Annotated in this window: 24 protein-coding genes and 1 pseudogene; 6 read left to right on the forward strand and 19 right to left on the reverse strand. The window is 45.2% G+C overall.

Features of this window, described 5'->3' with window-relative positions; genetic code table 11:
* Positions 1-63: 63 nt before the first annotated feature.
* The 5 genes and pseudogenes from folE to NSQ29_RS24450 all read right to left on the reverse strand — a co-directional run bounded on the left by folE (position 64) and on the right by NSQ29_RS24450 (position 3,535).
* Positions 64-657, reverse strand: coding sequence for a GTP cyclohydrolase I FolE (gene folE, locus NSQ29_RS24430; protein WP_042123940.1), 594 nt, complete (start codon positions 655-657; stop codon positions 64-66).
* A 45-nt stretch (positions 658-702) separates the two neighbouring features.
* Entirely contained in the window at positions 703-954 is a 252-nt protein-coding gene (locus tag NSQ29_RS24435; protein WP_042123938.1) for a YneF family protein, read from the reverse strand.
* Positions 955-1,084: 130 nt separating this feature from the next.
* Positions 1,085-2,281: pseudogene (queG, locus tag NSQ29_RS24440) on the reverse strand (tRNA epoxyqueuosine(34) reductase QueG); the annotation flags it as partial.
* A gap of 35 nt (positions 2,282-2,316) precedes the next feature.
* The gene (gene lepB, locus NSQ29_RS24445) at positions 2,317-2,925 is read right to left on the reverse strand and encodes a signal peptidase I (protein ID WP_042184655.1); all 609 of its coding nucleotides are present in this window, start codon (positions 2,923-2,925) and stop codon (positions 2,317-2,319) included.
* A 190-nt stretch (positions 2,926-3,115) separates the two neighbouring features.
* Positions 3,116-3,535, reverse strand: a complete 420-nt coding sequence (locus NSQ29_RS24450; protein WP_036676822.1) for a GNAT family N-acetyltransferase — start codon at positions 3,533-3,535, stop codon at positions 3,116-3,118.
* Positions 3,536-4,014: 479 nt separating this feature from the next.
* Here NSQ29_RS24450 and NSQ29_RS24455 point away from each other — a divergent pair, with 479 nt between their 5' ends.
* On the forward strand, positions 4,015-4,623 hold the full coding sequence (locus tag NSQ29_RS24455; RefSeq protein ID WP_076285882.1) for a superoxide dismutase: 609 nt from the start codon (positions 4,015-4,017) through the stop codon (positions 4,621-4,623).
* A gap of 870 nt (positions 4,624-5,493) precedes the next feature.
* On the opposite strand, the gene mutY is transcribed toward NSQ29_RS24455, so the two are convergent.
* Both mutY and acpS read right to left on the reverse strand, forming a co-directional pair.
* Positions 5,494-6,876 carry an A/G-specific adenine glycosylase gene (mutY, locus tag NSQ29_RS24460; RefSeq protein ID WP_341126318.1) on the reverse strand — a complete coding sequence of 461 codons (1,383 nt, stop codon included), beginning with the start codon at positions 6,874-6,876 and terminating at the stop codon, positions 5,494-5,496.
* Between the two features lie 37 nt (positions 6,877-6,913).
* The gene (gene acpS / locus NSQ29_RS24465; protein ID WP_076300164.1) at positions 6,914-7,312 is read right to left on the reverse strand and encodes a holo-ACP synthase; all 399 of its coding nucleotides are present in this window, start codon (positions 7,310-7,312) and stop codon (positions 6,914-6,916) included.
* Between the two features lie 207 nt (positions 7,313-7,519).
* Here acpS and NSQ29_RS24470 point away from each other — a divergent pair, with 207 nt between their 5' ends.
* The gene (locus NSQ29_RS24470; protein WP_341126319.1) at positions 7,520-8,341 is read left to right on the forward strand and encodes an alpha/beta hydrolase; all 822 of its coding nucleotides are present in this window, start codon (positions 7,520-7,522) and stop codon (positions 8,339-8,341) included.
* 86 nt (positions 8,342-8,427) lie between these two features.
* On the opposite strand, the gene nadE is transcribed toward NSQ29_RS24470, so the two are convergent.
* The 3 genes from nadE to NSQ29_RS24485 all read right to left on the reverse strand — a co-directional run bounded on the left by nadE (position 8,428) and on the right by NSQ29_RS24485 (position 11,677).
* Positions 8,428-9,237 (reverse strand): ammonia-dependent NAD(+) synthetase, encoded by an 810-nt coding sequence (nadE, locus tag NSQ29_RS24475; protein WP_042184646.1) that lies wholly within the window; start codon positions 9,235-9,237, stop codon positions 8,428-8,430.
* A 167-nt stretch (positions 9,238-9,404) separates the two neighbouring features.
* The gene (locus tag NSQ29_RS24480; RefSeq protein ID WP_042184644.1) at positions 9,405-9,839 is read right to left on the reverse strand and encodes a BrxA/BrxB family bacilliredoxin; all 435 of its coding nucleotides are present in this window, start codon (positions 9,837-9,839) and stop codon (positions 9,405-9,407) included.
* Between the two features lie 116 nt (positions 9,840-9,955).
* A complete protein-coding gene (locus tag NSQ29_RS24485) occupies positions 9,956-11,677 on the reverse strand; it encodes a two-component system sensor histidine kinase NtrB (protein ID WP_341126320.1) in 1,722 nt (573 codons plus the stop codon).
* 178 nt (positions 11,678-11,855) lie between these two features.
* Between NSQ29_RS24485 and NSQ29_RS24490 the strand changes: the two genes are divergently transcribed.
* Positions 11,856-13,124 (forward strand): BaiN/RdsA family NAD(P)/FAD-dependent oxidoreductase, encoded by a 1,269-nt coding sequence (locus tag NSQ29_RS24490; protein ID WP_341126321.1) that lies wholly within the window; start codon positions 11,856-11,858, stop codon positions 13,122-13,124.
* Between the two features lie 68 nt (positions 13,125-13,192).
* Here the strand turns inward: NSQ29_RS24490 and NSQ29_RS24495 are convergent, their stop codons facing one another.
* From NSQ29_RS24495 to NSQ29_RS24505, 3 genes are all read right to left on the reverse strand, one after another.
* Positions 13,193-14,455 carry an ABC transporter permease gene (locus tag NSQ29_RS24495; RefSeq protein WP_339268577.1) on the reverse strand — a complete coding sequence of 421 codons (1,263 nt, stop codon included), beginning with the start codon at positions 14,453-14,455 and terminating at the stop codon, positions 13,193-13,195.
* Positions 14,452-15,192 (reverse strand): ABC transporter ATP-binding protein, encoded by a 741-nt coding sequence (locus tag NSQ29_RS24500; RefSeq protein ID WP_042184638.1) that lies wholly within the window; start codon positions 15,190-15,192, stop codon positions 14,452-14,454. The genes NSQ29_RS24495 and NSQ29_RS24500 overlap by 4 nt, the downstream gene beginning before the upstream one ends.
* 201 nt (positions 15,193-15,393) lie before the next feature.
* Entirely contained in the window at positions 15,394-16,737 is a 1,344-nt protein-coding gene (locus NSQ29_RS24505) for an MFS transporter (RefSeq protein WP_341126322.1), read from the reverse strand.
* Between the two features lie 343 nt (positions 16,738-17,080).
* Here NSQ29_RS24505 and NSQ29_RS24510 point away from each other — a divergent pair, with 343 nt between their 5' ends.
* Positions 17,081-17,548, forward strand: coding sequence for a MarR family winged helix-turn-helix transcriptional regulator (locus NSQ29_RS24510; protein ID WP_042123913.1), 468 nt, complete (start codon positions 17,081-17,083; stop codon positions 17,546-17,548).
* Positions 17,549-17,662: 114 nt separating this feature from the next.
* On the opposite strand, the gene NSQ29_RS24515 is transcribed toward NSQ29_RS24510, so the two are convergent.
* The 3 genes from NSQ29_RS24515 to NSQ29_RS24525 all read right to left on the reverse strand — a co-directional run bounded on the left by NSQ29_RS24515 (position 17,663) and on the right by NSQ29_RS24525 (position 20,222).
* Positions 17,663-19,171: an MDR family MFS transporter gene (locus NSQ29_RS24515; protein WP_341126323.1), complete on the reverse strand. Its 1,509-nt coding sequence runs from the start codon at positions 19,169-19,171 to the stop codon at positions 17,663-17,665.
* A 24-nt stretch (positions 19,172-19,195) separates the two neighbouring features.
* Positions 19,196-19,756 carry a GNAT family N-acetyltransferase gene (locus NSQ29_RS24520; protein ID WP_341126324.1) on the reverse strand — a complete coding sequence of 187 codons (561 nt, stop codon included), beginning with the start codon at positions 19,754-19,756 and terminating at the stop codon, positions 19,196-19,198.
* A gap of 184 nt (positions 19,757-19,940) precedes the next feature.
* A complete protein-coding gene (locus NSQ29_RS24525; RefSeq protein WP_076285888.1) occupies positions 19,941-20,222 on the reverse strand; it encodes a hypothetical protein in 282 nt (93 codons plus the stop codon).
* Positions 20,223-20,449: 227 nt separating this feature from the next.
* Here NSQ29_RS24525 and NSQ29_RS24530 point away from each other — a divergent pair, with 227 nt between their 5' ends.
* Positions 20,450-20,929, forward strand: coding sequence for a GAF domain-containing protein (locus NSQ29_RS24530; RefSeq protein ID WP_042184630.1), 480 nt, complete (start codon positions 20,450-20,452; stop codon positions 20,927-20,929).
* Between the two features lie 88 nt (positions 20,930-21,017).
* On the opposite strand, the gene NSQ29_RS24535 is transcribed toward NSQ29_RS24530, so the two are convergent.
* From NSQ29_RS24535 to NSQ29_RS24545, 3 genes are all read right to left on the reverse strand, one after another.
* Positions 21,018-23,450 (reverse strand): glycogen/starch/alpha-glucan phosphorylase, encoded by a 2,433-nt coding sequence (locus NSQ29_RS24535; RefSeq protein ID WP_076285889.1) that lies wholly within the window; start codon positions 23,448-23,450, stop codon positions 21,018-21,020.
* Between the two features lie 97 nt (positions 23,451-23,547).
* A complete protein-coding gene (gene glgD, locus NSQ29_RS24540; protein WP_042184625.1) occupies positions 23,548-24,651 on the reverse strand; it encodes a glucose-1-phosphate adenylyltransferase subunit GlgD in 1,104 nt (367 codons plus the stop codon).
* A 122-nt stretch (positions 24,652-24,773) separates the two neighbouring features.
* Positions 24,774-25,937 carry a glucose-1-phosphate adenylyltransferase gene (locus NSQ29_RS24545; RefSeq protein WP_042184623.1) on the reverse strand — a complete coding sequence of 388 codons (1,164 nt, stop codon included), beginning with the start codon at positions 25,935-25,937 and terminating at the stop codon, positions 24,774-24,776.
* A gap of 29 nt (positions 25,938-25,966) precedes the next feature.
* Between NSQ29_RS24545 and NSQ29_RS24550 the strand changes: the two genes are divergently transcribed.
* The gene (locus NSQ29_RS24550) at positions 25,967-26,122 is read left to right on the forward strand and encodes a hypothetical protein (protein ID WP_341126325.1); all 156 of its coding nucleotides are present in this window, start codon (positions 25,967-25,969) and stop codon (positions 26,120-26,122) included.
* Positions 26,123-26,139: the final 17 nt, after the last annotated feature.

Consider the following 26,139-nt stretch of genomic DNA (forward strand, 5'->3'; position numbering starts at 1 on the left):
CCATCGTTCACAAAAAGTGAATGATGGGTCCTTCTAATTTCGAGGTATAGACACCTCTATATACTATTCTTTAATCAAGCTCAGAAACTCCGCACGAGCGGCGGCATCCTCCCGGAAGACCCCTCTAGTAGACATGGTTACCGTCTTACTTCCTGGCTTCTTCACTCCACGTGCGCACATACAAAGATGTTCACCTTCCACAACGACCATAACGCCGTGAGGGCTTAGTACCTCCGTCATAATATCCGCAATTTGCGTCGTAATGCGCTCTTGAACCTGCAAACGCCGACTCACTGCTTCAACTAGGCGAGCTAATTTGCTGAGTCCAGCAATCCGTCCGCTCGGAATGTATCCAATATGCACTTTACCGAAGAATGGAGCCATGTGATGCTCACATTGGCTGTAATAAACGATATCCTTCACGATCACTAGCTCTTCATGAGACTCATCAAAAGTAACACCGAGCGCCTCGCGGGGATCTATCGAATAACCGCCGAATATCTCCTCGTACATCCGCGTAACACGTGCTGGTGTTTCAAGCAGTCCCTCGCGGCCGGTATCTTCACCGATTAATTCTAATATTTTCTCAACGTGATACTCGATTTGCTCACGGTTCTCTGATACTTTACCGTTCACGTATTCATTGATGTTCCCCATGATGTCTCCCCCTTCCGCACCCGTATAATTTCTATCCGGACCCGGTTACTTACTTCTACGTTTATTCCCTTTAGCTGCTCCTGGTCGGGCGCCTGTCTGGTTCTGATTCTTCATCATCTGTTGGGCACGTTGCATTTGTTTCCCATTCAGGTTATAACCCATTTGTTTCGCAACCTTTTGCAGCATTTCAGGATCATTCTGCATAGTTGTCATTTGTCTGCGCAGATAATACACACCGATAAAAAATCCACCGATGAGACCTACGACCAATGTAATAATAGGTAATGCGATATTCATCTAAAGCCCACCTCTACACTCTATTGTCTGCATCGCCATATGGCACGCGAATCTATCATAGCATTTCGAGAACTGGACAGCAATTGGGAATATGCAACCTGTCTATGATCTTTTTCCTTCATTAAACATCGCTGTCCTCTCGTGCCTGCTTCGCAGTAAGGAGCACATCCTGTGCCCAGCTCAGCATTTCTTTTACCGTGTCATGCTCTTCGCGCTCTAAAGCCGATTCAACAGCAGCTAGAGCCTCCTCACCACCGATGCGTCCCAGCGCCCAAGCAGCAGTGCCTCGCATCTCAGGCCGCGACTCTTTCAGAACAATTTCTGTTAGCTTTGGCACCGCTTCTACTTCCTTGAAATTACCGAGAGCGATGATCGCATTTCGTTGCATCGGCTTTTTGCCTCTCCAGGCAGCAGAGCTATTTCCGAATCTCTCTTTGAATTCACGGTTGCTAAGATCCAGGATTGGCATTAACAATGGCTTCACGATCTCAGGATCAGGCAGCATCTGAGGGCGATGATTCCAGTTCTTCCCACGATTCTTGGGACATACAATCTGGCAGGTGTCACAGCCGTATAGACGGTTGCCAATCTTGGTCATGTATTCATCACTCAGAAATCCTTTGGTCTGCGTCAGAAAAGAAATACAAGCCTGCGCGTTAAGTTGACCCGGACCCACCAGCGCGCCGGTTGGGCAGGCATCAATACACTTGGTACATTCCCCACAGCCTTCTTCAACAGGCTCATCCGGAGCAAACGGAATGTTCGTAACCATCTCCCCTAGATAAATCCAGGATCCCCATTTGGGCGAGATGATGGAACAGTTTTTGCCGCTGAAGCCTATTCCTGCTCTTTCCGCAACCGCTCTATCTACCAGCACACCGGTATCGACCATACTTTCCAGTACAGCCTCCGGCACACGCTCATGAATAAAGTCCTCTAGCTTACTCAAGGCCTCCCTCAGCACATGATGATAATCCCTGCCCCATGATGCTCTGGCGAGAATACCTCTTCGTGCACCTGGCTCAGACTTCGGAGGATTCTCCATTTTGGAAGGATAGGCCACAGCAATTGAAATAATAGATAAGGGCTTGTCCCCAGAGCTCAGAGCGGGGATTGTCCTTTTATCCAGATCCGGTTCCTCGAAACCAGATTCATATCCTTTGTCTCGGTGGTCTTGCAAAATATTTTTCAGATATAAAAAAGGCTCTGCTGTAGTAAACCCGATATCATCAATACCGAGTGACGTCGCAGCCTCCTGAATCTCCGCTTTAAGCTGTGCCCACTTGGAAGGCGGGGGAGCATACGGTGACTGAAATGTATTGTTCATTTCCGCCTTCTCCTTTCATGTTATCGATATAATTCTTATAACCCTTTCAGTTTAGACAGCGGCCACCAGATATAATCCGCCCTGCCTACAATCATGTCCTGTGGGATGGAGCCGAAATAACGGCTATCTTTGCTTGCTGAAGCATGACGGTTATCTCCCATGACAAAATAATTTCCGCTCTCCACAGTTAACGCAGCGAAATCCGGGTCTTCAATCTCAGTATCGATATAGGGCTCATTCACTATTTTTCCATTCACATATAACTGGTGATCCTTCACTTCTATGATATCTCCAGGTATGCCAATGACTCGTTTCACTAAAAAGTCCTTCCGACTTGGTCCAGTGCTAGGATCATGAAGAATGACGACATCCCCGTGTTTTGGGTTTACAAACATCAATGAAAGCTTATTAATAAAGAGCCTCTCACCTTCCACAAGCGTTGGCTGCATAGACTGACCTTTAACCGTTGATATATTGAACACAAAAATATTAAGAACCGACATTACCGCAAAGACAACTACCGCTGTAAGCAACCAATCCTTCAATTCCGCGGCCAAACGACCACCAAAGCCTTTGTTTGATCTGGAGGATCTATGTCTTTGCTTCCGATTACGCATGAACTCTACTTGGGACTCCTGACTCAATATGTCACCTCTTATTCTCAATTATTGATGTCTATACTTGCAGATATTATAACAATAAAAAAGCATATCTCCCAGCCATTAGTAATGGACTTCTGGAAAATACGCTTGAGTATGAATGAAACAGACTATATCATCAACTATAGTTCTTTATTTAGTAAATGTTTCCGCTTACGCATCTGAGTGATCAAAATTACCCAACAATGCTCAGCTTCCGGACAGATTTAAAAATTTGATTCTCGCTATATCCCATAGCTTCATACAATGGCAATGCAAAAGAATTATGCTCATCGACGGCTACGTAGATACCACTAACCTTACGAGCTTGAAACCTGGATTCCATAGCCGATACCAGACTTCTACCGACTCCTCTGCGGCGATAATCAGGATGTACAGCAATCCGGAAATAACAACCGTGGTTTTTCTCAATCGTACCAATCAGTGCTCCAACAATTTCTTCTTCATCTTCCGCAACTACAATGAGATCTGAATCCCATGAAAGCTGCCTGGAGAAAGGCTCGATAGTGTTCTCGAAACATTCTTCCGATAATGCTGTTTGCAGCAAATCAGTCACAGGGCTAACGTCGCTTAATTGAAAGGAACGAACGTGCATTCTTTAAAATCTCCCTTGTCTATGGCTTATGAATTTAACAAAAAGAAGGGGTTCCCTTAACATTGAGAAAATAAAAAAAAGCATCAAATACCGAGGAATACCTGCTTTTAAATCTATTAAAGCACACTTTTCTCGTGATATCATCATTTTTCTTTTGAAAGCGCTTAATATCAAGCGTTTACATTTTGGCTGAGATTCATTGTTTCATTATAAGGGTAATTATACAGAGTTATGTCTATGGGGTGACGGCTCTTTATTTTAACATTTTAAATACAATTGATGATCCTGTTTACACTCCCAACATACTTTATAAACATTTATGTTTGTTTAGTGTTGCATTATTGATCCAGATACTGTTTAATTAAAGTATCCTATTGGGAGATACCCTATAGTACATATCAACAATAAAGAATTTTGACGATAAACCGCCGAAGTTCTTTATCTATACAAATTCTAATATACTCAGGAGGGATTTTTCCATGGCATTTCAATTACCAGCACTTCCTTATGCAAACAACGCACTCGAACCACACATCGACGCTTTGACGATGGAAATTCACCATGATAGACACCATAACACATATGTGACTAATCTGAACGCAGCTTTGGAAAAGGCACCTGAATTGCAAAGCAAAAGCATCGAAGAACTTCTTACAGATCTGAACGCTGTACCAGAAGCTATCCGCACTGCTGTTCGTAACAATGGTGGCGGACACGCTAACCACACCTTGTTCTGGGAAGTTATCGGACCAAACGGCGGCGGCGCACCAACTGGCGCACTTGCAGCAGCTATTGACAGCGAACTGGGCGGATTCGAAAAATTCAAAGAAGATTTCGCAGCAGCAGCAACCACTCGTTTCGGCAGTGGCTGGGCTTGGCTAGTTGTTAAAGATGGCAAACTGGCAGTAACAAGCACACCTAACCAAGACAACCCAATCAGCGAAGGCGCTACTCCAATCCTCGGACTTGATGTATGGGAGCACGCTTACTACCTGAACTACCAAAACAAACGCCCTGATTACATCAAAGCGTTCTGGAACGTAGTAAACTGGGAAGAAGTTGGCAAACGTTACGAAAGCTCGAAATAAGGAATTAAATTACGGATAAAGTCATAGCCTTCAAGGCTGTGGATTTACCGCTTAACTAAGTATAAACAAAGAAGGTATCTCCGAGCCGTTATGGCTAAGGGATACCTTCTTTTGTGTTTGGGTCGTTTATTTGGGTGGGTGTGTAGAGAGTTTGTTTGAGACTAATTTCGTTTAGAAGCAGATTTGTTAAAAACAGGGTTCGTTAGAAACAGGGTTCGTTAGAAACAGGGTTCGTTAGAAACAAATAGAGTAGATCATTATCCTCGGACATCGCTTTTTTACGCCGCTTGAATGCAGATCAATGAGTGTGGAACGAGACTGCCCTTTATCGTACCGCTGTTGGAAAGACGCCTAAATGAGGCATTCTGCTTCTAATTAGGGAATAACTCCCTCTAATTCTGCTCATAAACACTTAAATACGAGTAATTAGGGAAATCCTCCCTCTAAATCATCCATATTGGAGCATAATACAGGTATTCACCCAAATTAAAGGGAGTTTTTCCCTAAAAAGATCAAAAACAGATCCCCACAGGCAGTTTATAGGGAGGAATTCCCTTTAAACTGACCACGGGGATGAGATAAGTGATCATGTTTAGATGCGTACGCCACTCTCTCTTCACACATAACTTATATATTCAACACATCAAACTGTATCAACTCACTCAGCACAATCGACGCATTCATCACATCTTAAACATCTACATATTCAACTCGCTCAGCACAATCGACGCATTTAACATATTTCCTACTCCAGAGACTTTGGATGCGTTTCTTACTCATCGACTTCAGCGTACTTTGCTTACTTCAGGCACTTCTCGTATATCTGCTGCTTCTCTTACAACTCATTCTTTTGCCACATCGGATAATCTGCTACTTCCCCGACTTCGCCAGCTCTTCCTGCTCATCGAAATAAAGGTTCAGCAGCTTCAAGAAGACATTAGGGAACGCATAATTAGCCATGTCGTCACGACTGATCCAGCGCACGGCTCCGCCATCCTCTGGACTAGCATTACCGTCCTCAAATTTCTCGACGGGCACGCTGCTGTCCATCTCTGGGAACAGGCCTGCATCCGCGGTGTAGGCTGCCCGTCCTTCTGCCGCTATTGGCAGCGGAAGGGCGTCCTCCTCCCTGCAGCGATACACCTGCAGGGTCCACACAATATGGCTGAAGATATGCTCAGCAGCCATCCAGTGCTCCTCAGGCCGGGCGGAGATCCCGGCCTGCCGCAGTGACCGGCGCAGCCGGTCCAGCGCCGCGGCCTCCGGCAGCCGCGCGCTCTTAGCGCCGCCTTCCGCTGGCGGCGCCTGCCAATGCGGCAGCTCCCACATGCGGGCTAACAGCCCGCTTTGTGGCCGCTGCCGGATGAGCACTTGGCCCGCGTGGGCACCGCTGCCCTCGATTAAGGCCGCCAGCCGCTCCTCTGGGCGCGGCGGCTTGGCCTTGGTCTTGACGGGCAGCGAAGTCTCGCAGCCCGCCAGGCGCGCAGCGCAATGCTCCATCACCGGGCAGGTTAAGCAGCTCGGTGATTTCGGGGTGCATACGAGCGCCCCGAGCTCCATAAGCGCCTGATTAAATGAGGCAGCTTCCCCCTCCGGGATCAGCTCAGCCGCCAGGCGCTCCATTTTCACGCGGGTGGGTCCCTTAGCGATATCATCCTCGATGAGGAAGTATCGGGACAACACCCGCATTACATTACCATCTACCGCTGGCTCTGGCCGATTAAACGCGATGCTGAGAATAGCCCCTGCTGTGTAAGGACCCACTCCCTTTAAGCTGAACACCGCATCACGGTCATTCGGCACCTGTCCACCATAAAGCTCCTTTACCTGCTTGGCTGCATGCTGTATATTACGTGCGCGGGAATAATATCCTAAGCCTTCCCAACACTTAAGCACGTCTTCTTCAGGGGCGTCAGCGAGTGACTCCACCGTCGGAAAGCGTTCAATAAAACGATTAAAATAAGGGATTACCGTATCTACCCTTGTCTGTTGCAGCATAATTTCAGAAATCCAAATATAATAAGGATTGCGGTGCCTGCGCCAAGGCAAATCCCGCTTCTGCCCTTGATACCACTCCAGCAAATAATAACTGAAATATTGCTTGGCCTCTCGTAACTCCTGATCTTGTTTATCTTGTCCTTCTTTAAAATCCAGCTGTTTTGGTCGTTCATCTTGATTTTGCAGATCTTGTCCTTTTTTTAACTCTCGTCCTTCTTCTCGTTCCTGCAAATCCTGTCGTTCTTGTTGTTTCATTGTAACTCTCCTTGCCCTTCTATAATCACGGTTCAATTCATGAACCTAGCTCCTCCACCACCGCAAAAGCTGAAGCTAAATCACGGCCATGTGTTATCGTAAGATGAATGGTATACTTCTGTCCTTCAGGTAGATCTAGTCTGCTCCAGGCTTCGCATGATAAGGTTACTTCCGGCTTACCTTTACGGTCAGGTAATATCTCAATATCCTGAAAACCAACCACATTACCAATGCCACAACCTAAAGCCTTCACAACGGCTTCCTTGGCAGCAAAACGCCCGGCTACGAACTCAGCCAACCTTCCACCTCGTTGCTCAGCAAGCTGGTACTCTTGCTCCGTTAGGATGCGCTGGTTGAATTTCTTACCCTGTCCCCTGCGCATTACCTCTGAGATTCGCTCAATTTCTAACACATCATGTCCGATTCCGTAAATCAAAATTTCACGCTCCTTATGGACGTGTATCCTATACTACTTCAATAATGGTATGATCATTATACAGGTCATTCATTTCAATTTTAAATTATAGTCCTATAAGATTCTTTCTGCTATCTTAAAAGAAAATGCTTTGGAAGTCTATCTAGGCGCCTTCGTGATGGACTTGCTGATTTACTTCATTTATATATAGAGAGAGGGGATTACCCTATGCAGCATCGTAATTTCGAAATACCCGCTGGTGAAGACGCTGTTCTCCGCTGCTCACACTTTCCTGCCCAAGAAGCACCTAAGAGCCTTATCGTTATTGCACACGGCTACAAGGGCTTCAAAGATTGGGGGATGTTTCCTTACATAGCCACTACTCTCAGCCAAGATCATGAAGTGATCACCTTCAACTTCTCTCATGCTGGAATCGGAGAGGATCTGCTGCATTTTACCGAGCTTGAAAAATTCGCCCGCAACACCTTTCGTCGCGAGCTGAAGGACATGGAAATACTGTTGTCCTACCTTAGCCAGCACCCGAAATTCGGCAGCTTACCCTTATTCCTTCTAGGACATAGTCTTGGAGGGGGAATTTGTCTGGTCTACACGCTTGACCATCCCAGTGAAGTTAGCGGGGTCATCTCCTGGAACGGGGTTACGAAGCTCGATTTGTTGACGGAAGAACAAAAGCAGGAGATGAAGCAAACAGGACGAACCCACGTCCTTAATGCACGCACGGGTCAACAAATGCCGCTGGATGCTGTTATTTTAGAAGATATGGAGAACCAAAAAGAACGTTATAATATCCTTGAACGTATGAAGACAGCGTCCTTCCCAGTTGTTCTTATTCAAGGCAGTCTGGATGGAGCGCACCTCCGGCAAGGATCTGAGCAGCTCACTGAACTCCGGCCCGATATTAACTGGGTTCATATTCCTGAGGGTAATCATACCTTCGGTACTGTGCATCCTTTTGCCGGCACTACCCCACAATTGGAGCTTGCGATTGCTTCGACCACTAATTTTATCGATCAAACGCTGGCTAACTAAGATTCTTGTAACTTATCCATCTCACAAAAAACCGCCACGAGAGCTGCTACAACGCAGACCCGTGGCGGTTTCTACTTCTACCTATTCTAAATTCCAGGAATGACATTGCGCTTATGCGCCGTTCTCCGGTAGTAATTCTCGAGTTTCTCCGCTACCTCTGGGTTAACCTGTTTGCCTTCCAAATAATCGCTATTATCGTCATAAGTAATGCCCAGCTCGGTTTCATCCGTCTGCCCCGGCCATAAGCCTGCCGTAGGTGCTTTAGTAACAATATCCGCAGGCACACCAATATGAGCCGCTAATTGACGAACCTGACGTTTGTTAAGTGTGGATAGAGGTGTAATATCTACAGCACCATCCCCCCACTTGGTGTAGAAACCCGTAATGGCTTCTGAAGCATGATCCGTTCCTACTACAATCAGATTGTTCTCAAAAGAGAGCGCATATTGCATAACCATACGTGTTCTCGCTTTAACATTCCCCTTGCCTTGATGGGTCATATGACGATGTTGGCCCAAGGACTTCAGGCTATGCTCAACTTCAAGCGCAATCTCATTTACAGCTTCCTCAATGTTTGTCTCCACGGTATGGGTCAGATTAAAAGCTTTTGCGACATCATAGCTGTGCTGGATATCCTCTTGAACACCATATGGCTGGTATACTCCAAGCGTAATATACTCTGTGCCTTCTTGAGCCGACAGCTCGTCCGTAGCCTGCTTACACAGACCCGCAGCTACCGCGCTGTCCACCCCGCCGCTAATGGCGATCAATAATCCTTTAGCACCTGCCTTCAGCACGTACGACTTTAAGAAATCAACCCGTTTGCGTACCTCTGCTTCTACATCAATCGTTGGCTTCACACCAAGATCAGCAATAATTTCTTCCTGTAAACTCACAAACCACACCCCGTTCCATCAGAAATGGTTCCATATCATCAAAATATCCATACCAAGTGAAGCTCTATGCTTCTAAGTATATTCTATCCCATTATCGCTCTTATATTTTGAAAAATCCCGCAACAGCCGAATTACCGACTAATGCGAGATTATATGGAATAACTTTTTTACTTGCAAAAACGATCAAAAACTTCTTTCAACTCAGCAGCAATTTCAGCAGCCGAACGATTCTCAACACTATGTCGTTCAATAAAATGAACGAGCTCTCCATCCTTCATCAATGCGATGGAAGGGGAAGATGGCGGATAAGGAGCAAAATATTCACGCGCTTTAGCAGTAGCTTCTTTCTCTTGACCTGCAAACACTGTGAACAAGTGATCCGGAGCGATCTCATTTTGCAATGCCTGAGCTACACCAGGACGGCATTGTCCAGCGGCACAACCACAGACCGAATTCACGACTACAAGCGCCGTACCTTTTGCGGTAGGAAGAGTGGCTTCCACCTCTTCTGGAGTCATAAGCTCCTGAAACCCAATGCTTGTAAGGTCATCACGCATAGGCTGAATCGAATCTCTCATATATTGATTAAAAGACATGGACATTTCTCTGCACTCTCCTTCACTGATTACTGTTTTGTCAGATAACATTACAGCAGTACTTACTAACTTTATTATACATTCATACTCTGTGAAAGCAAGAGATGCTACAGTAACCTGATTCAATCCGCAAGCATGGCTTCGCTATATTCTTCCTTTACTAAAGGGAATGTGATGGTAAATACTGTACCCTCTCCTTCTACAGAATCTACAGTTATTTTACCGTTATGCCTTTCCACAATACTGAGACACAAGGATAACCCTAGACCCGTTCCCTCCCTTTTTGTTGTGAAGAACGGGGAAAACAACTTCTCTCGTTGACTGTCCGACATACCTATTCCTCTATCCCTTACAATCAGCTCCACTTGTTCCTGAGTACTATGTGTTTCCAGTGTCAGAATCCCCTTGGATCCCATAGCCTCCATGCCGTTGCGGCCTAAATTAAGGATAAGCTGCTTGATTTCCCGAACGTTTAACTCCAATTCATGGATGGATGCGTTCAGCTTTAGCTCAACACTTTGACCACGAAGATTAGCATCCGCCCACAGCAGCGGACTGACTTCTTCTATAACTCGGTGTAATAGCACTTTCTCCTTATCAGATATCCGGCTTTGCGCCAGCGATAGGAAATCATTAATAATGCTATTCGCCCGATCCAGCTCCTCCAATACGATCTGATAATAAGAATCCAAGTCATCCGAGCTCTTTTCTCTCATTAGCTGTAAAAATCCGCGAACTACCGCCATAGGATTACGAATTTCATGGGTAATTCCGGCTGCCATCTGCCCTACTAAGCTCAAACGTTCCACATGATCCAGCTCTGAGCGGAGTTTCACTTCATCCGTAATATCCTGTGCAATGAGTACCACTCCACTCGTTAATCCTGAGTTCTTATGCATTAGTGGTGCTGAATAAATTTGATAGATCCGCGTTCCATGAATCATTCGCTCATGGGAACGCCGTTTATGCTGAATGTTATCCCGTACCCTCATATATGCATCAACATCCGCTGAACCATTAAAAAATTCCCTAACCGGCTTGCCAATAATATCTTCCCTTTTCAAATTGGGATAATGCATTCGTGCCATTCCCAACATACAATCATTGAGGTCGGTCACAACTCCGTGATCATCCAGGGACATAATACTCAGAGGTACTACATTTGTAATCTGCTGCAGCTTCTCAGACTCCCACTGGAAATTATCACTTATACTTTCCATATGTATTTTAGCCCGCCAACTACTCCAGACCATTTCAACAAAATAAACAAAAATACCGCCTAGTGCGATGCTGAAAAATAGATACAAAGTAATCAAAAGTGACTCGCCAGAATGAGCCTCATATATATTTTTTCCACCTATAATAGGCACAAGTGCAATGAACAACATATTCGGACAAAGAACCATCCATAACATACCTATCTTCTCTACCACTGTGCCTTTCTTAAAAGGCTTAGCCAGCCCAAACAGCAACGGATATAATAATATTCCTGAATTTAATATCATATTACTTATTCCTGCTGGCTCTGCAATGAATATATTACAGACAAGCAAAAAGATGGACAGCAGAATGCCTGAACGTACAGTTCCATATAAAATACCGATATAAGCAGGAATCATTCCTAAATTCAAATAAGCAATACCGAATAAAGTCGTCGAAAGAAGAGAGCATAACATAAGACTTAACGCACACGCCAAAACCAAAAAAGTTTGATTATCCGGGAAACTACCTTTTTTTCGAGCCACAAGCCCTCGGTCCACCCACCACTGAATCAGAAATAGAAAGGAGCATGCTGCCGATATTTGCAATAATATATCCTTAATTGCGCCAATAATTACAATCACACCCCAAAATGGACAAATTCCCCTACATGACTAGATTAAAGCACAGGATTACTCTCCTGACAACGATTATAACCAAGTGAGCGGACAAGACTGGTTACATGACAGTCAGAATGGTATGATTCCGTTAGGAAAACACGAAGTAACACCCGTGTCTTAACATGTAAAGGAGTAAAATTTCATGAGCAACTTCGATGTGATCGTCATAGGTGGCGGCCCTTCGGGATTAATGGCAAGCGTGGCCGCAGCAGAACACGGGGCATCCGTACTACTGATCGACAAGGGAGCTAAGCTAGGACGAAAGCTCGGAATATCTGGTGGCGGACGCTGCAATGTAACGAACGTCAAGGAGAGAGATGAGTTAATCTCCCATATCCCGGGAAACGGGCGGTTTTTGTATAGCGCCTTCGACCATTTTAATAATCAAGATATCATTGCCTTTTTTGAAGGCTTAGGCATTGCATTAAAGGAAGAAGACAACGGACGGATGTTTCCCGTCTCCGATAAGGCCTCCAGCGTCGTCTCCGCCTTAATCAACAAAGTACGGGGTCTAGGTGTGCAGATTATGACGGATAGTCCTGTTTCACGTGTAATATATGGAGAAGGGGCTGTTAAAGGCGTTCAGCTAGGCTCGGGCAAAACGATTTCCAGTGCTGCCGTAATCATCGCCACCGGAGGAAAGTCCGTTCCTCAGACCGGTTCTACTGGAGATGGGTACCCATGGGCTGAAGCCGCAGGCCACACCATTACTGAGCTATTTCCGACAGAGGTACCGATTATTTCACGGGAAGAGTGGATTAAATCCGGTGAGCTGCAAGGATTGTCGCTACGCGATGTGGCACTTACTGTATGGAATCCAAAAGGAAAGAAGGTCATTTCTCATCGCGGAGATATGATCTTCACCCATTTTGGATTATCCGGGCCAATTGCACTGCGCTGCAGCCAATTTCTGAGACAGGTCCAGCGTAAATCAGGGAATGACACGGTTGAGATGTCCATCGATCTCTTCCCTGATCTGAACTTGCAAGAAGTGGAATCATCGCTGCAGGACAAGCTGGACCAGGAGCCAAAGAAAGCGATCCGCAATTCACTAAAGGGGCTGCTGCCAGAACGTCTCATTCCCCTCTTGTTAGCTAAAGCTGACCTGGATGGAGATATTACGGGTCATCATGTATCCAAGATTGGATTGCATGCGCTAGCAGGTATCTTGAAAAGGATGCCCGTTAATGTTCATGGAACCCGCTCCCTGTCCGAAGCCTTTGTTACGGGCGGCGGCGTAAATCTGAAAGAGATCGATCCCAAAAGAATGGAATCTAAGCTTATGCAAGGGTTATTCTTCTGTGGAGAGGTACTCGATATCCATGGCTACACTGGTGGCTACAATATTACAGCAGCGTTCTCTACTGGATATACAGCAGGCAAACATGCCGCTGACCTTCGCCTTAGTTAATGCGTTGCAACTAAAAACAGCGTGACTTGAGAGGCTTCTCAAGTCACGCTGTTTTGTTTATCTATCTATCAATCTTTGCCCAATCGGAACGTACCAAATATTCTGCTGATAAAGAGTCCAACCATGTATCCAACCGGTACGAACAAGATGATCCCCCACCATCCATATAAAGAGAGACAGATTAGTGCGGAGGTAATCATTGTAAAGGGAAGTAATAAAATAGGGACCGCATGCATACCCGCTTCAGCCTTTTGTTCTTTCGTAAATGGAAGTATCCCAATGTAATCATCTCCAACAAACAAAGACCAGAACGAAAACAGCCAAAAAGTCATAAGCGATGTTAATACTACAAATCCTAGCCATTTAAATCCCGATGGAATGATAAGGATCGCTACCGCGGACACGGCAGTGAAAGCCAAGTAAAGCTTTAAATGGGCCGGATTCCGTATGAGTGCCTTAATTGCTGCCGCAGAGAAACGGCTCTCGGCAGTCTTTGACTTAAGCAAAGGCTGCGACTTCCGGAAAATCCATGGCTTATGGCGAGTCGGGCGAGGTTTATCCAGAACATGGCGGAGCAGTATGGCCGCTATCTTCATTCGCTGCTTGTAGTCCTCGCGCACATCGTTCATAAATGTCCCACGCATCAATAAGCGCCACCGGAAAGCAAATATTGCAACGACTGTGAATACAATTGCACTCAGCAATATGATGAGCGGGCGATCATTCCAAAGGCTAGCTACTCTGAAATAAATAGCGTTCGGGACGGAGATCGCCAAAAATAGCCATAACCAGCGACGCCAACCTTGCTTCTGTACTTTTACAAGATGTCCAAGTAACTTAACACACCAACTGCACGCCAAGGTCAGAGCGAATAGCGCCCATACCTCCGATGACGTCATCTCAAATCCCCGAATCAGAAAAGGCAGTAACAGTGCAAAAGCTACACAGAACTTCAGCGAGGTTACAATCAGGCTGTAGAGCAACCCGCGAAATAAGATCGTATTCATCCATCGTTGCCGTTGTCTAAGAAATAATAGATCGCCTTCCTGCAATAACAGCACCAAGCCCCCGTTGCAGATCAAGAGCACTAATAATGAAGGAATGAGCATAAACGGCAAATTCACACTCCAAGCCGGTAGCGCCTCATTCCAGAACCCATAATACAAACGCCCTCCCAATAATCCCCCGGGAATAAGAATATATAAAAGAACAGTCCAATCAGCCGCCGTACGGATAATAGCGGATTGCTCACGCCAATGAGAGAATAGCCGCCGTCTGAATAGTTGTTTAGCGTTAGAAAAAGCAAACGCCCGCTGTCCCTGCTTACTCATGTTAATTCGTCGAAGCAATCAAACAACGACGCCTCCGGCAGTCCAGCATAATCACGTATATCTTCGAGTGTTCCTGAGGCGGCAACCTTTCCCCCGGAGATCAATACGAAATCATCGCATATCTTCTCTGCTGTATCCAGTACATGCGTAGACATTAATACACCAGCTCCGCGCTTCCGCTCCGCTTCTAGCAACCGCAGGAAATCTTTAGTGGCGCGGGGGTCTAAACCAATAAATGGCTCGTCCACAATATAAACATCTGGCTGTACCAAGAAGCCAAGCATTAGCATCATTTTTTGTTTCATGCCCTTAGAGAATCCAGCTGGAAGATCATTGCGCACATGGCCCATACCAAACTGCTTTAACAGTCTTTCAGCAGTTTCTTCGAACTGTTCGTACTTCAATCCATAGGCAGCGGCCGCTAAATCCAAGTGCTCCCACAATGTCAAATCCTCATAAAACACAGGTTGCTCTGGTACATAAGCGTAAGATTTATTAACTCCACTAAAAGACACCTTAGCCTTGGTATTCTTCAACAAACCAAGCAGGGTCTTAATGGTTGTACTTTTCCCAGCACCATTAGGTCCGATCAGTCCGAGCAGTTGACCTCGCTTCACTTGAAAAGAAATATCGAATATGCAAGGATCTCCCGCTTCATAGCCAGCTTCATCGATCTCAACATCGAGCACAATGTCGTCATAGCTCTCGGTATCCACTGTAGTTTCTTCTTTTTCCATACTCTCCATCTCCTAGTACTTCTAATAAATACTATTATAAATTGCATTCCCTATTGCGTATATGAATGATATTCAAATGATCAACAGAGGCAATCGCAACTTATCTAATCGTACTATATATTTTTCCTAAAAATAATCAAGCTGCTTTTTTCACAATAATAACTTAAGCCCTGCGCAATAGCGAATAAAAGAAACCTCCCATCAAAGGGAGGTCTGTCCTACAAGGTCCATGTTATTCGTCGCAGCTATTCCTTCCTGCTTCTTGATCGCCGCTTCATCCCTGCGCTCGATTTTACCACGCAGCATTAACAGCCCTAGTCCTAGCAATCCTGTAAGCAAACCAGATAGAATAAAGGCAGATACCGGCCCCGATGCTGTCACTAAGGCTCCACCGGCTACAGGTCCTAGAATAACAGCTGCGCTTGTCAGGCTGCCTATGGTTCCAAATACACGACCCGTGTATTCCGCAGGTGTCCGCTGCTGGAGCATTGAATTGAAGGGGATAAACGCTAGTCCTGCACCCACACCCGCAAACATGAAGGACCCAAACAAATCAATGTTCATCCAGATTCCGGCTTGACCATGAGCAGTTACGATCCCTGCACTTGAGAAGACAACGCCCATGATTACAGCCCCTAATCCCATAAAAATAAGCGGATGCTTACCACTGCCTAATCGGCTTACAAGCAGTGCAGATAGCAAGGTTCCAAAGCCACTGGCTGCTACACACCACCCCAGCAGATCTCCGTTCACACCTGGAATCTCCCGGAATAACGTTACAATCTGAGAGTCTCCGATCTGTAGCATTAGCAGCACCAGTACCAGCATAACAATGCCACACAGCACTACAGGCATTCCTGCAATCACATGCAGACCTGCCGACATTTCTTGGCGGAAGGAGTTACGCACCTCCGTATCCCCCCTGCTTGTTTCCGTATCTTTCTTCTTAATCGCAGCTGTACGCGGTAATCCAAGCAAAATAATCGCCGATAAAACGAACGTAGCAGAATCGATCATATAACAAACAGATATGCCGAAGGCTGCAACTAGCAATCCACCAAGAGCTGGACCCACGATTTTAGTTATCTGCTCTATAGATGAGCTAAGCGCCATTGCTTTATCCATCTGAGCCGCAGGAACAAGTTCCTTAATCTTTCCGCTTTTGGCCGGAGAGAACAACACATCCATACATCCCTTAGCCAGCAGCAGCACATAAACCTGCCACAGCGAGCCTGCAAATACCAAGCAAATAACAACCGCTGCACGGGCTATATCCGAACCAATCATTAGTGCCTTGCGGTTAAATCTATCACTTAAGTAACCTGCAAACGGTCCTCCTAAGAGCAAAGGCACTGCCATACATAAAGATATAGCCGTAATTTCCCACGGTGTGGCATTCCATTTAAACCCTACCATTGTCAGTAGCGCTAGTATATGCAACCAGTCTCCTACATTCGATACAAGCTGTGCCGCAATAAGCAGCATGAATGGTTTATTTGCGGTTAGCTTACTTTCTTTTAAATCATCAATATGATGTTCCTCCATCCTTCCTTCACTCCCCGTTACTATTTCTCAATGAAATAATAGTAAAATATTGGGGATTGTCATTCATCCGTCTGGAGGCGTAAATAACACTGAACCGGGGGATGAAATTGATATCCTTTCAGAGACTGAAGTAAAAAAACATTCAATTTCAGCGTCTTCAAAAAATTGTTTGATTTTTAATAATTAAAAGTTGCTCATTGTGACAAATCACATGTTCTTCATTCGATCTTTCACGTATTCTATTGTTATCTCAAAGTTCGTTGCACAGGTAAACCGTGCACTAATTAATATGATTACAGACGTGCGACGAGTTCACATGATTAACGATAGAGGGTGGAGAAGCATGATACAATCTTATGAACGTGATACACAATTAACACTACATTTGTACCGGGTATTTGCCAAATCATTCAAGAGTATTAATGAGCATGCTGTTACCGGCAGCAAAATTGAAGGTTTTAACCCTACTGCCTTTGCCGTCATGGAAGTGTTGTACTATAAGGGACCACAGCCCATTCAACAAATTGGTGCCAAACTACTGCTACAGAGCGGCAACGTGACTTACGTTATCGACAAGCTCGAAGAACGCGGCTATTTGCAACGCAAGCCTTGTCCAAGTGATCGTCGTGTGATTTTCGCAGAGTTGACCGCGGAAGGCGAACGTCTCATGAATGAGATGTATCCGAAATACTCAGAGCGTCTTCATCTTGCTTTCAGCGGACTGAATGATGAAGAGAAGGAACAAATGATCACTCTGCTCAAGAAGATGGGTCTGCAAGCTGAGAAGCTTTCCCCTCTTCCCCGTAAGTAGAGCTAGAGGTTAGGCTGCTTTTTACTTCATATGTGTTAGACAAGCTGTTATTGCACGAAGAAGCCCGACCGGTAAATACCCGGTCGGGCTTCTTTATGTGATTTAGAAAATGAGTTATGCCTTTTTCAAAGACGACGTAGCATCCTCTACCGAAGGTACACCCTTGCGCAACCCCCAAGATATAACTAGTGACAAGACTGCGAAAACTGCCATCACAATAAATAGTGAATGAAGTCCCCCTTCTAGTGCACCACGTAAACTGTTTGATACTTCGCCGGAGAGGTTAGTGCCTGTATGCGAGCCTAGCAGCTTATTAATATCATCACCTGTAACGTTTGAATCCGGTTGTTTTCGCAACAGCTGATCAATATTCAAGTTCAGCCAGGAACCGAAAATAGCCACCCCAATGGTCTGACCTAGTGACCTTGTAAATGCATTAAGTGCTGTGGACGCACCGCGTTGATCATACGCAACCGACGACTGAGCGATAATCGTGAAGACCGTAGAGGAGTATCCGAAGCCTACCCCACAGACCAGCATCAAGCATAAGAGGATTACCTGTGAAGACTCTCCAGTCAAGAAAACCAGACCAATAGCTCCGGCAGCAATCATCATCAATCCAAGCATTGCCGTTCGGCGAGAACCCGCTCGCAGAATCATTCGTCCGCCTGCGATTGACCCAAACATCCAGCCTACAGACATTGGCGCAAGCAGCAAGCCTGAGATCGCAGCGCTTTTTCCAGAAACGCCCTGAACCCATAAAGGGATATACGTAGAAAGTCCAATAATTAATGTGCTTACAAGCAGGTTAGCACCTGTTGATACTGCGATATTACGATTTGAGAATAGGTTCAGCGGAAGCATAGGCTCTGGTGCACGGCGCTCCACAAACAAAAATAAGATTAGCAGGATAACTGCTGCACCCAGTGTTGCGAGTAGTAAAGGAGAGGTCCATGCCAGGTTCTGCCCTCCCGTGGAGAGTCCAAAGAGTAGAGCACCCATGCCTGCCGCGAACAGAAGGACGCCTGGCACATCGATCTGTGTCTTCCGACGCACCTTTTCTTCCTTCAGGTAGCGCGCAATAAATACCATTGCCAACACGCCAAATGGCAGATTGAATACAAATACCCAGCGCCAGCTTAAGTAATCTACCACATAGCCACCAAGCAGTGGCCCTACCAAAGAGGAAATCCCCCATACAGAGCTTAGCAACCCTTGTGTCTTTGCTCTTTCTTCAATGCTGTAAATATCACCGATAATGGTAAAGGTCATTGGAATAAGTGCACCCGCACCGATCCCCTGTATCGCGCGAAACAGGATCAGCTGTTCCATACTTTGAGATATGCCGCATAATAATGAGCCTAGTAAAAAAACAGCCGCTCCCCACATGAATACAGGCTTGCGTCCGAACAGATCACTGATTTTGCCGAAAATAGGTGTAGTAATAGCCATTGCCAGTAAATATGAAGTAAATATCCAGCTCAGCCACTGCATTCCCTGAAAGTCGCCTACAATCGCCGGCCCAGCTGGTCCTGTTACAGTCCCCTCAATAGCCGCCAGAAACGTGGCCAGCAGTACCCCTGTTAATATTAGTTTACGTTCTAAATCCCCTGATGACTTCAATGTTCCAAACCCTCTCTTTATGTATTAAGTGGATTGCCACTCCTCGCGCAGTAGAGCATGGAGAGCAGTATCCTGAAAGCCGGAAGCGATCTGCCTGTATTGACGCAATACGCCTTCCTTCTGAAATCCAAGCGTATGAACCAGCCTCTCCGCACGGATATTATCAGGATGACAGAGCGCTTCAATCCGATTCAAGCCCATAATATTGAAACCAAAATCGAGTACAAGCCCAAGCGCTTCTTTCATATATCCAAGCCCCCAAAAGGCAGGCGACAGATCACAGCCTATTTCACCACGGTAAGCTCCCTGAAGCTGCCAATGGTTATATCCACAGCTACCTATGACTTCCTCCCCTGGTCCAATAATACTCCAACGTAAGCTCTCCTCTTCCTGAGCCATCTGTGATAGAAGGTCGATAAGCTGCTTCGTCTCTTCTATAGAGGATAATGCCGGTGCACCCAGCCAGAGAGAAACTTCCGGATGAGACCAAACCTGAAATAATGCTGAAGCATGCTCAGTAGTCATAGCACATAATTTTAATTTTCTACCGATCAGTGTAGGTGTCACTCCATTGCATAGATACAATTCTCCGCTCCCCCTTCAACTTATCAATTATACATCATTCAAGAGTATATCCTTAAGCTAAAAGTTCTAATTTCTTTAACTTTGAAAAGAACAAATTGTATCCTCTCACGTAAAAAGCGCCTGCATCAGAAGGTTAATTCTCCCTTGATACAAACGCTTTTATGGAACTTTGCTTTAAATGATTTCAGTCTGCTCCCTGAATAACTTCACTACACAGCACCTGAAGTTTGGCTCGAATATCCTTGAACTCTTCAATACCCGTGCCAGTAATACTGTACCCTTCACTATGTGCAGTCAGAAAGTTGTCCAGCGTCAGCTTTTCCAATTCCTGTTTCACTTCGCGTTCTCCTACACGATACCCCATGTCTTCCAGTCCGAGCAGCATCTCCGAGATCGTCACATCTTTATCATGAGCACAATAAAGCATGTGAATTCCTATGAACAAGTTCTGTACATCAGCGCGCATATTCCACTCCTTCTGGCAACAAAGCCTTCGGTATTTACTCTTGCATTACCCTATGACAGTTCATTGGAAACATCATCACAAGGGTTCAGCGCTACAGAGGGATCATAGCCCATCCCAAAATATTACAAAACAATGTTGTGTCTTGACGTACCCCTCATAGCTGTACTATGTTGTTAGTTACAGTTATGGTTTCATATTGAATTTAAAGTACAGGAAGGTGATGCTTCATGTTTCAAGCTATGCCATATGATGGAACGCGCAGCGAGCAGTTTGAAGCCGTTCTAATCCAACTCGAAGCATTGATAAAGGACGAACCAAGTGCTACAGCCAATCTGGCTAATGCTTCGGCACTACTTAAACACGCTCTACCGGATACGAATTGGGCCGGTTTTTATTTATTTGACGGCAAGGAGCTAGTACTTGGACCTTTTCAAGGCCTCCCTGCATGCATTCGAATTCCGCTATCTCGCGGGGTGTGCGGAACGGCAGCCGCCGAGCGGCGCACACTTGTAGTAGGCGATGTGCATGCATTCCCAGGTCATATCGCCTGTGATGCAGCCTCCAACAGCGAGATTGTTGTTCCTTTAATAAAGGATGATCGCTTGCTTGGCGTACTTGATATCGACAGTCCGCTCAAGGATCGCTTTGATGATGAAGAACGCCGGTTTCTGGAGCGGTTCGCAGCTTTAGTATCGGAAGCTATCTAAAAATTTCTTCGTTTTATATCCCATAAGAAAAAAGGCTGTCTTATTTGTAGGGGTTACCTACTTATAAGACAGCCTTTTTATGTTGATCCTACAGTCGAACTGGACTAATGTTCCAAATCTCAGCTGCATAGCGACTAATTGTGTTATCGCTGGAGAATTTACCGGAATGACCAATATTAATAATGGACTTCTTCAGCCATTCTTGCCGGTTGCGATATGCCCGATCAATTTCGACGTGCGTCTCAACGTAACTAGCGAAATCCTTCAGGACAAAAAACTCATCGTTATTATCCAGAAGTGAGTGGAAAATGCTCTCAAACTCCGTAGCGTGACAACATATAGGTCCTGGTTTGATTAACTGATCCAGCACTTCTTTCACACGACTATCCCCGTTGTAAATATCACGCGCATGATAACCGCCATGCTGATAGTAATCCATGACCTGCTCAGCACGAAGTCCGAACAGGAACATATTGTTGTCTCCCACCATTTCATGCATTTCTACATTTGCGCCATCCATCGTCCCTACCGTCAATGCACCGTTCATCATAAACTTCATATTCCCGGTACCGGATGCTTCTTTGCTGGCTGTAGAAATCTGCTCACTGATGTCCGCTGCAGGAATGATCTTTTCTGCTAGAGATACTGAATAATTTTCAAGGAAAAAGATACGAATCTTCCCTTTAACATCTGGATCTTTATTGACTACCTCCGCAACTGTATTAATCAGTTTGATAATCCGCTTCGCCAGATGATAACTCGGTGCTGCCTTTGCTCCGAATATAAACGTGCGTGGAACCATATCCATCGAAGGATTATCTTTGATTTGATTGTACAAATGCAGAATATGCAAAATATTAAGCAACTGGCGCTTGTAGGCATGTAGACGTTTCACCTGTACATCAAAGATAGAGTCAGGATCGACATGTACTGAATGCTTACTGTAGATGTACTCTGCAAGACGAAGCTTATTCTGGCGCTTAATACTGGCTACTTGTTCCTGGAAGGAAGCATCCTCACAATATTTAATCAAGCCAATCATTTCTTGAGGATGGCTCACCCAACGGGTCCCTATCGATTGATTGATTAAATTAGCCAGATCTGGATTGGCATGCAGTAACCATCGCCGATGGGTAATTCCGTTCGTCTTATTATTGAAACGGTGTGGATACATTTCATTAAAAAGTCGCATCTCGCGCTTCATTAATATTTCTGTATGCAGCGCCGCTACTCCATTGACACTATGGCTCGCTACAATCGCCAGATGAGCCATCCGAACCTGATCATCATGAATAATCGCCATCTGCGCAATTCGATCCTGATCCCCCGGATAACGACTCATAAGCTCGCCACAGAAACGCGCATTGATCTCTTCAATGATAAGAAAAATACGTGGCAGTAGCTCCCTAACCATTTGAATAGGCCATTTCTCAAGCGCCTCGCTCAGAATAGTGTGATTAGTGTAAGAGACCATACGCGTCGTGATACTCCATGCCTCATCCCATCCTAAACCATGTACATCCATCAGAATCCTCATCAATTCAGGAATCACCAACGTTGGATGTGTATCATTAATATGAAGAGCAACCTTGTCTGGCAGCGATTCTATAGGAATCCCAAGCTTGGCATAGGTACGCAGAATACTTTGCAGCCCCGCGCTACAGAGGAAATACTGTTGCTTCAGGCGAAGCAGCTTGCCTTCGTATTGAGAGTCATCTGGGTAAAGGAACTCCGAAATGGATTCTACTGAACGCTTATACTCCAGAAACTTATGATAGTCCGTCCCGGCAAAAGAACCAAAGGTTCTTGAGGGCTGGGTGATGGATTCAGCACTCCAATTACGCAGTGTATTCACATGCCGGCGATCAGCACCAATGATAGGGACATCGTAAGGCACTGCACGAACAGCCTCATATTGCGTATGATCAAATATGAGCCGTCCGTTCTCTTCGCGGGTCTCAATAGTCCCCCAGAACCTAACTTCAACCTGCTTGTCTTCGCGGCGCACTTCCCATACATTATCATTCTGCAGCCAGTAATCAGGAAGTTCCACTTGATACCCATCAACGATCTTCTGCTCGAACAGGCCATATTTATACCGTATACCACAGCCATGTCCCGCATATTGCAGGGAAGCGAGTGAGTCCAGGAAGCAGGCGGCCAAACGACCGAGACCTCCATTCCCTAACCCAGCGTCCGATTCCTCCTCTTCTATATCCTGCAAACAAAAGCCAAGGTCCGCTAAACCTTCACGTACTACTTCCAGTACACCCATATTCAACAGATTGTTCCCCAGAAGCCTACCGATCAAGAACTCCATTGAAAAATAGTAAACCTGCTTATCTTTATCGAGCTTATATTTCTGGTTCGTTTCCGCCCAATTTTTCCCGGCGTTCTCACGAATCATGTTGCCCAGTATTTTATAGACATCGGCATTCGAGGCTTCCTCAAGCGGTTTACCTAATTTACCAATGAGGGTCTCACGGAATGCCTGTTTGAAAGATTCTTTATCGTTAAACAACAGTAGGTCCTCCTGACAAATGCTTTTATTAGAAGTGCAGCAGACTGTGCCATTAGATCAGATAGGTTAATACTGCTTTGTTCATCTAATCCAGTCGTTAGATCTTGCTGCTCTTGGCGATGACGAATGGACGTTTGCTATCTCCAACAAGAATTCGATTCTTACTCAAATGTACGTCTTTATCCATGATTACATTCTCAATGACCGCATTTTCTTCGATGACGCATTTTTGCATAATTACTGAGTTGATGATCTTCGCTCCCTTACGTACCTGAACCCCCCGAAAGATCACGCTGTTCTCTACCGTTCCAGCTATAATGCAGCCATTAGCCACCAACGAATTACTGACATTAGCACTTTCCAAGTATCGGGTCGGAGCCTCATATTTAATCTTCGTCTGTACCGGGCTTTCTTTGAACAAACTGAAGTAATTCTCCTGCTGGAGCAGTTCCAAACTGTTCTTATAATAACTCTCTAATGAATTAATTACGGCATGATAGCCATGATATTCGTATGCGGCGATATTAAATTTGTGTCGGTTCTTCTGAACTACATCTCGGAAAAAATAACTCTCTCCATGCGCAATGCAATGCTCCACCTGCTCCAAGAACAGTTTTTTCTCCATAATGAAGATATCCAGATATAAATTAGGATGGTCTTTCTCATGATGGATATTAGTCACCTTATTCTCTTCGTCTACTTCAATACGCTGGCATAGATCATGTTCTGGCTGCAGTTCTTCAATCTTTTTATACACTACTGTAACGTCGGCACCCTTCTCCAGATGGTAACTATACAAATCCTGAAGATCGATCGTATTGATATGCTGGCTGCCGGAAAACACGATATATTTAGCAGATCCCCGTTTAAAAAGATCCAGATTGTTATGATAATGCTGTAAGTCCCCGAGAGAAGTATCCGTTGGATCGTTCCAGTCTGGAGGCAAAATGAATAATCCCCCATGCTTGCGGTTCATATCCCACGATTTCCCGTCACCCAAATGGTCCATTAGAGAACGGTATTTACGGCGGACGAACAGGCCAACGCTCTCCAGGTCTGCACGCATCATATTAGAAAGCACGAAATCAATCAACCGATAACGACTGGCAAAAGGTACGGCTGCACCACAGCGGAAATAAGTGAGTTCATTTAGTTTGTCGAGTTCATGATCCAGATTAATTACACCCATGAGTTGCTTCATCGGAATCCACCGTCCTCTTATAATTTATAAGAAAGTATAAGTTTCACGATATACTTTATCCTTATAAATCTCGCATAAACGCTTACCGTCCCTAGAAGGACGCCGAAGGCATTTTAGCTTGATTATATGGTTTTGGCCACAGCTGATTTACGTTTTTTGCTTTTATTGTCGATCAGCAGAATTTCGTTCTCGTTCTCCCGTTCGATGCCTATTTCCATATAATCGTCGATTACCGTATTCTCACTAATAATCGCTTTATGAATGCGTACGTTCTTGCCAATCTTGACCTTAGGCATAATCACGGAGTCCGTAATTACACTTCCTTCACCCACTTCTACACCATAAAAGAGAACCGAGTGATTTACTTCTCCGTGCACTATGCAGCCTTCATTAATAATGCAGCCTGACACTTTCGCCCCAGGGGCGACATATTGGGCAGGTTGATTCGGATTACGCGTAAAAATGCGCCAGCTGGGATCATTTAGATTAAGTGGCGGGGTATCGCTCAGCAAATCCATATTTGCTTCCCATAAGCTAGTTACTGTACCTACATCTCTCCAGTATCCTTCAAAAGGGTACGCAAATAAGGAGTTTCCGTCCTCCAGCATTAAAGGAATGATGTCCTTGCCGAAATCGTGGGATGATCCTACATTCTCCCCGTCCTCTAGTAAATGCTTGCGGAGAACCTCCCATTTGAAGATATACACACCCATAGAAGCTAATGTGCTTTTTGGCTGAGCGGGCTTTTCCTCAAATTCGTAAATTTTCAGATCGTCCTCCGTATTCAAAATTCCAAATCGGCTTGCTTCCTCCAGCGGAACGTCAATGACAGAAATTGTGCAATCAGCGTTTCTTTCCTTGTGGTATTGAAGCATAGCGTGATAATCCATTTTATAAATGTGATCACCGGACAGAATAAGAACATGCTCTGGATCAAACTGATCCACAAACTTAAGATTCCGATAAATCGCATCGGCTGTTCCCCGATACCAGCTGCTTCCATTCTCACGTTCATGCGGTGGCAACACGAATACCCCACCGTTCTTACGGTTCAAATCCCAATCGCTGCCTACTCCGATGTAAGAATGCAGTATGAGTGGCTCATATTGAGTCAGCACACCAACTGTATCAATACCTGAATTGGAGCAGTTACTTAAAGGGAAGTCGATGATCCGATAGGTCCCTCCAAAATAAACAGCGGGCTTAGCAAGCGATTTGGTTAAACCTTTCAATCTTTTGCCTTGGCCTCCAGCCAATAGCATGGCTACCATTTCCTTTTTCTTCATGGAAAAGCCTCCCTTGACTTATGGGTAATATGAAGTTCAGCAAGCACAGGTTGAATGAACAGAAGTTCCAAAAAGAAATGAATGAACAAGAAATACACTTGAAAGAAATGAGCCTTGATAGGAAGATGGACAAAGATGAGAAAAACGTGGAAGGAAATGTAACACGGTCGGATGATCTTTCCTAAAATGGGTAACTTTCACC

Origin of the sequence: Paenibacillus sp. FSL F4-0236, from assembly GCF_038000135.1 — a bacterium.
GTDB lineage: Bacteria > Bacillota > Bacilli > Paenibacillales > Paenibacillaceae > Paenibacillus_AQ.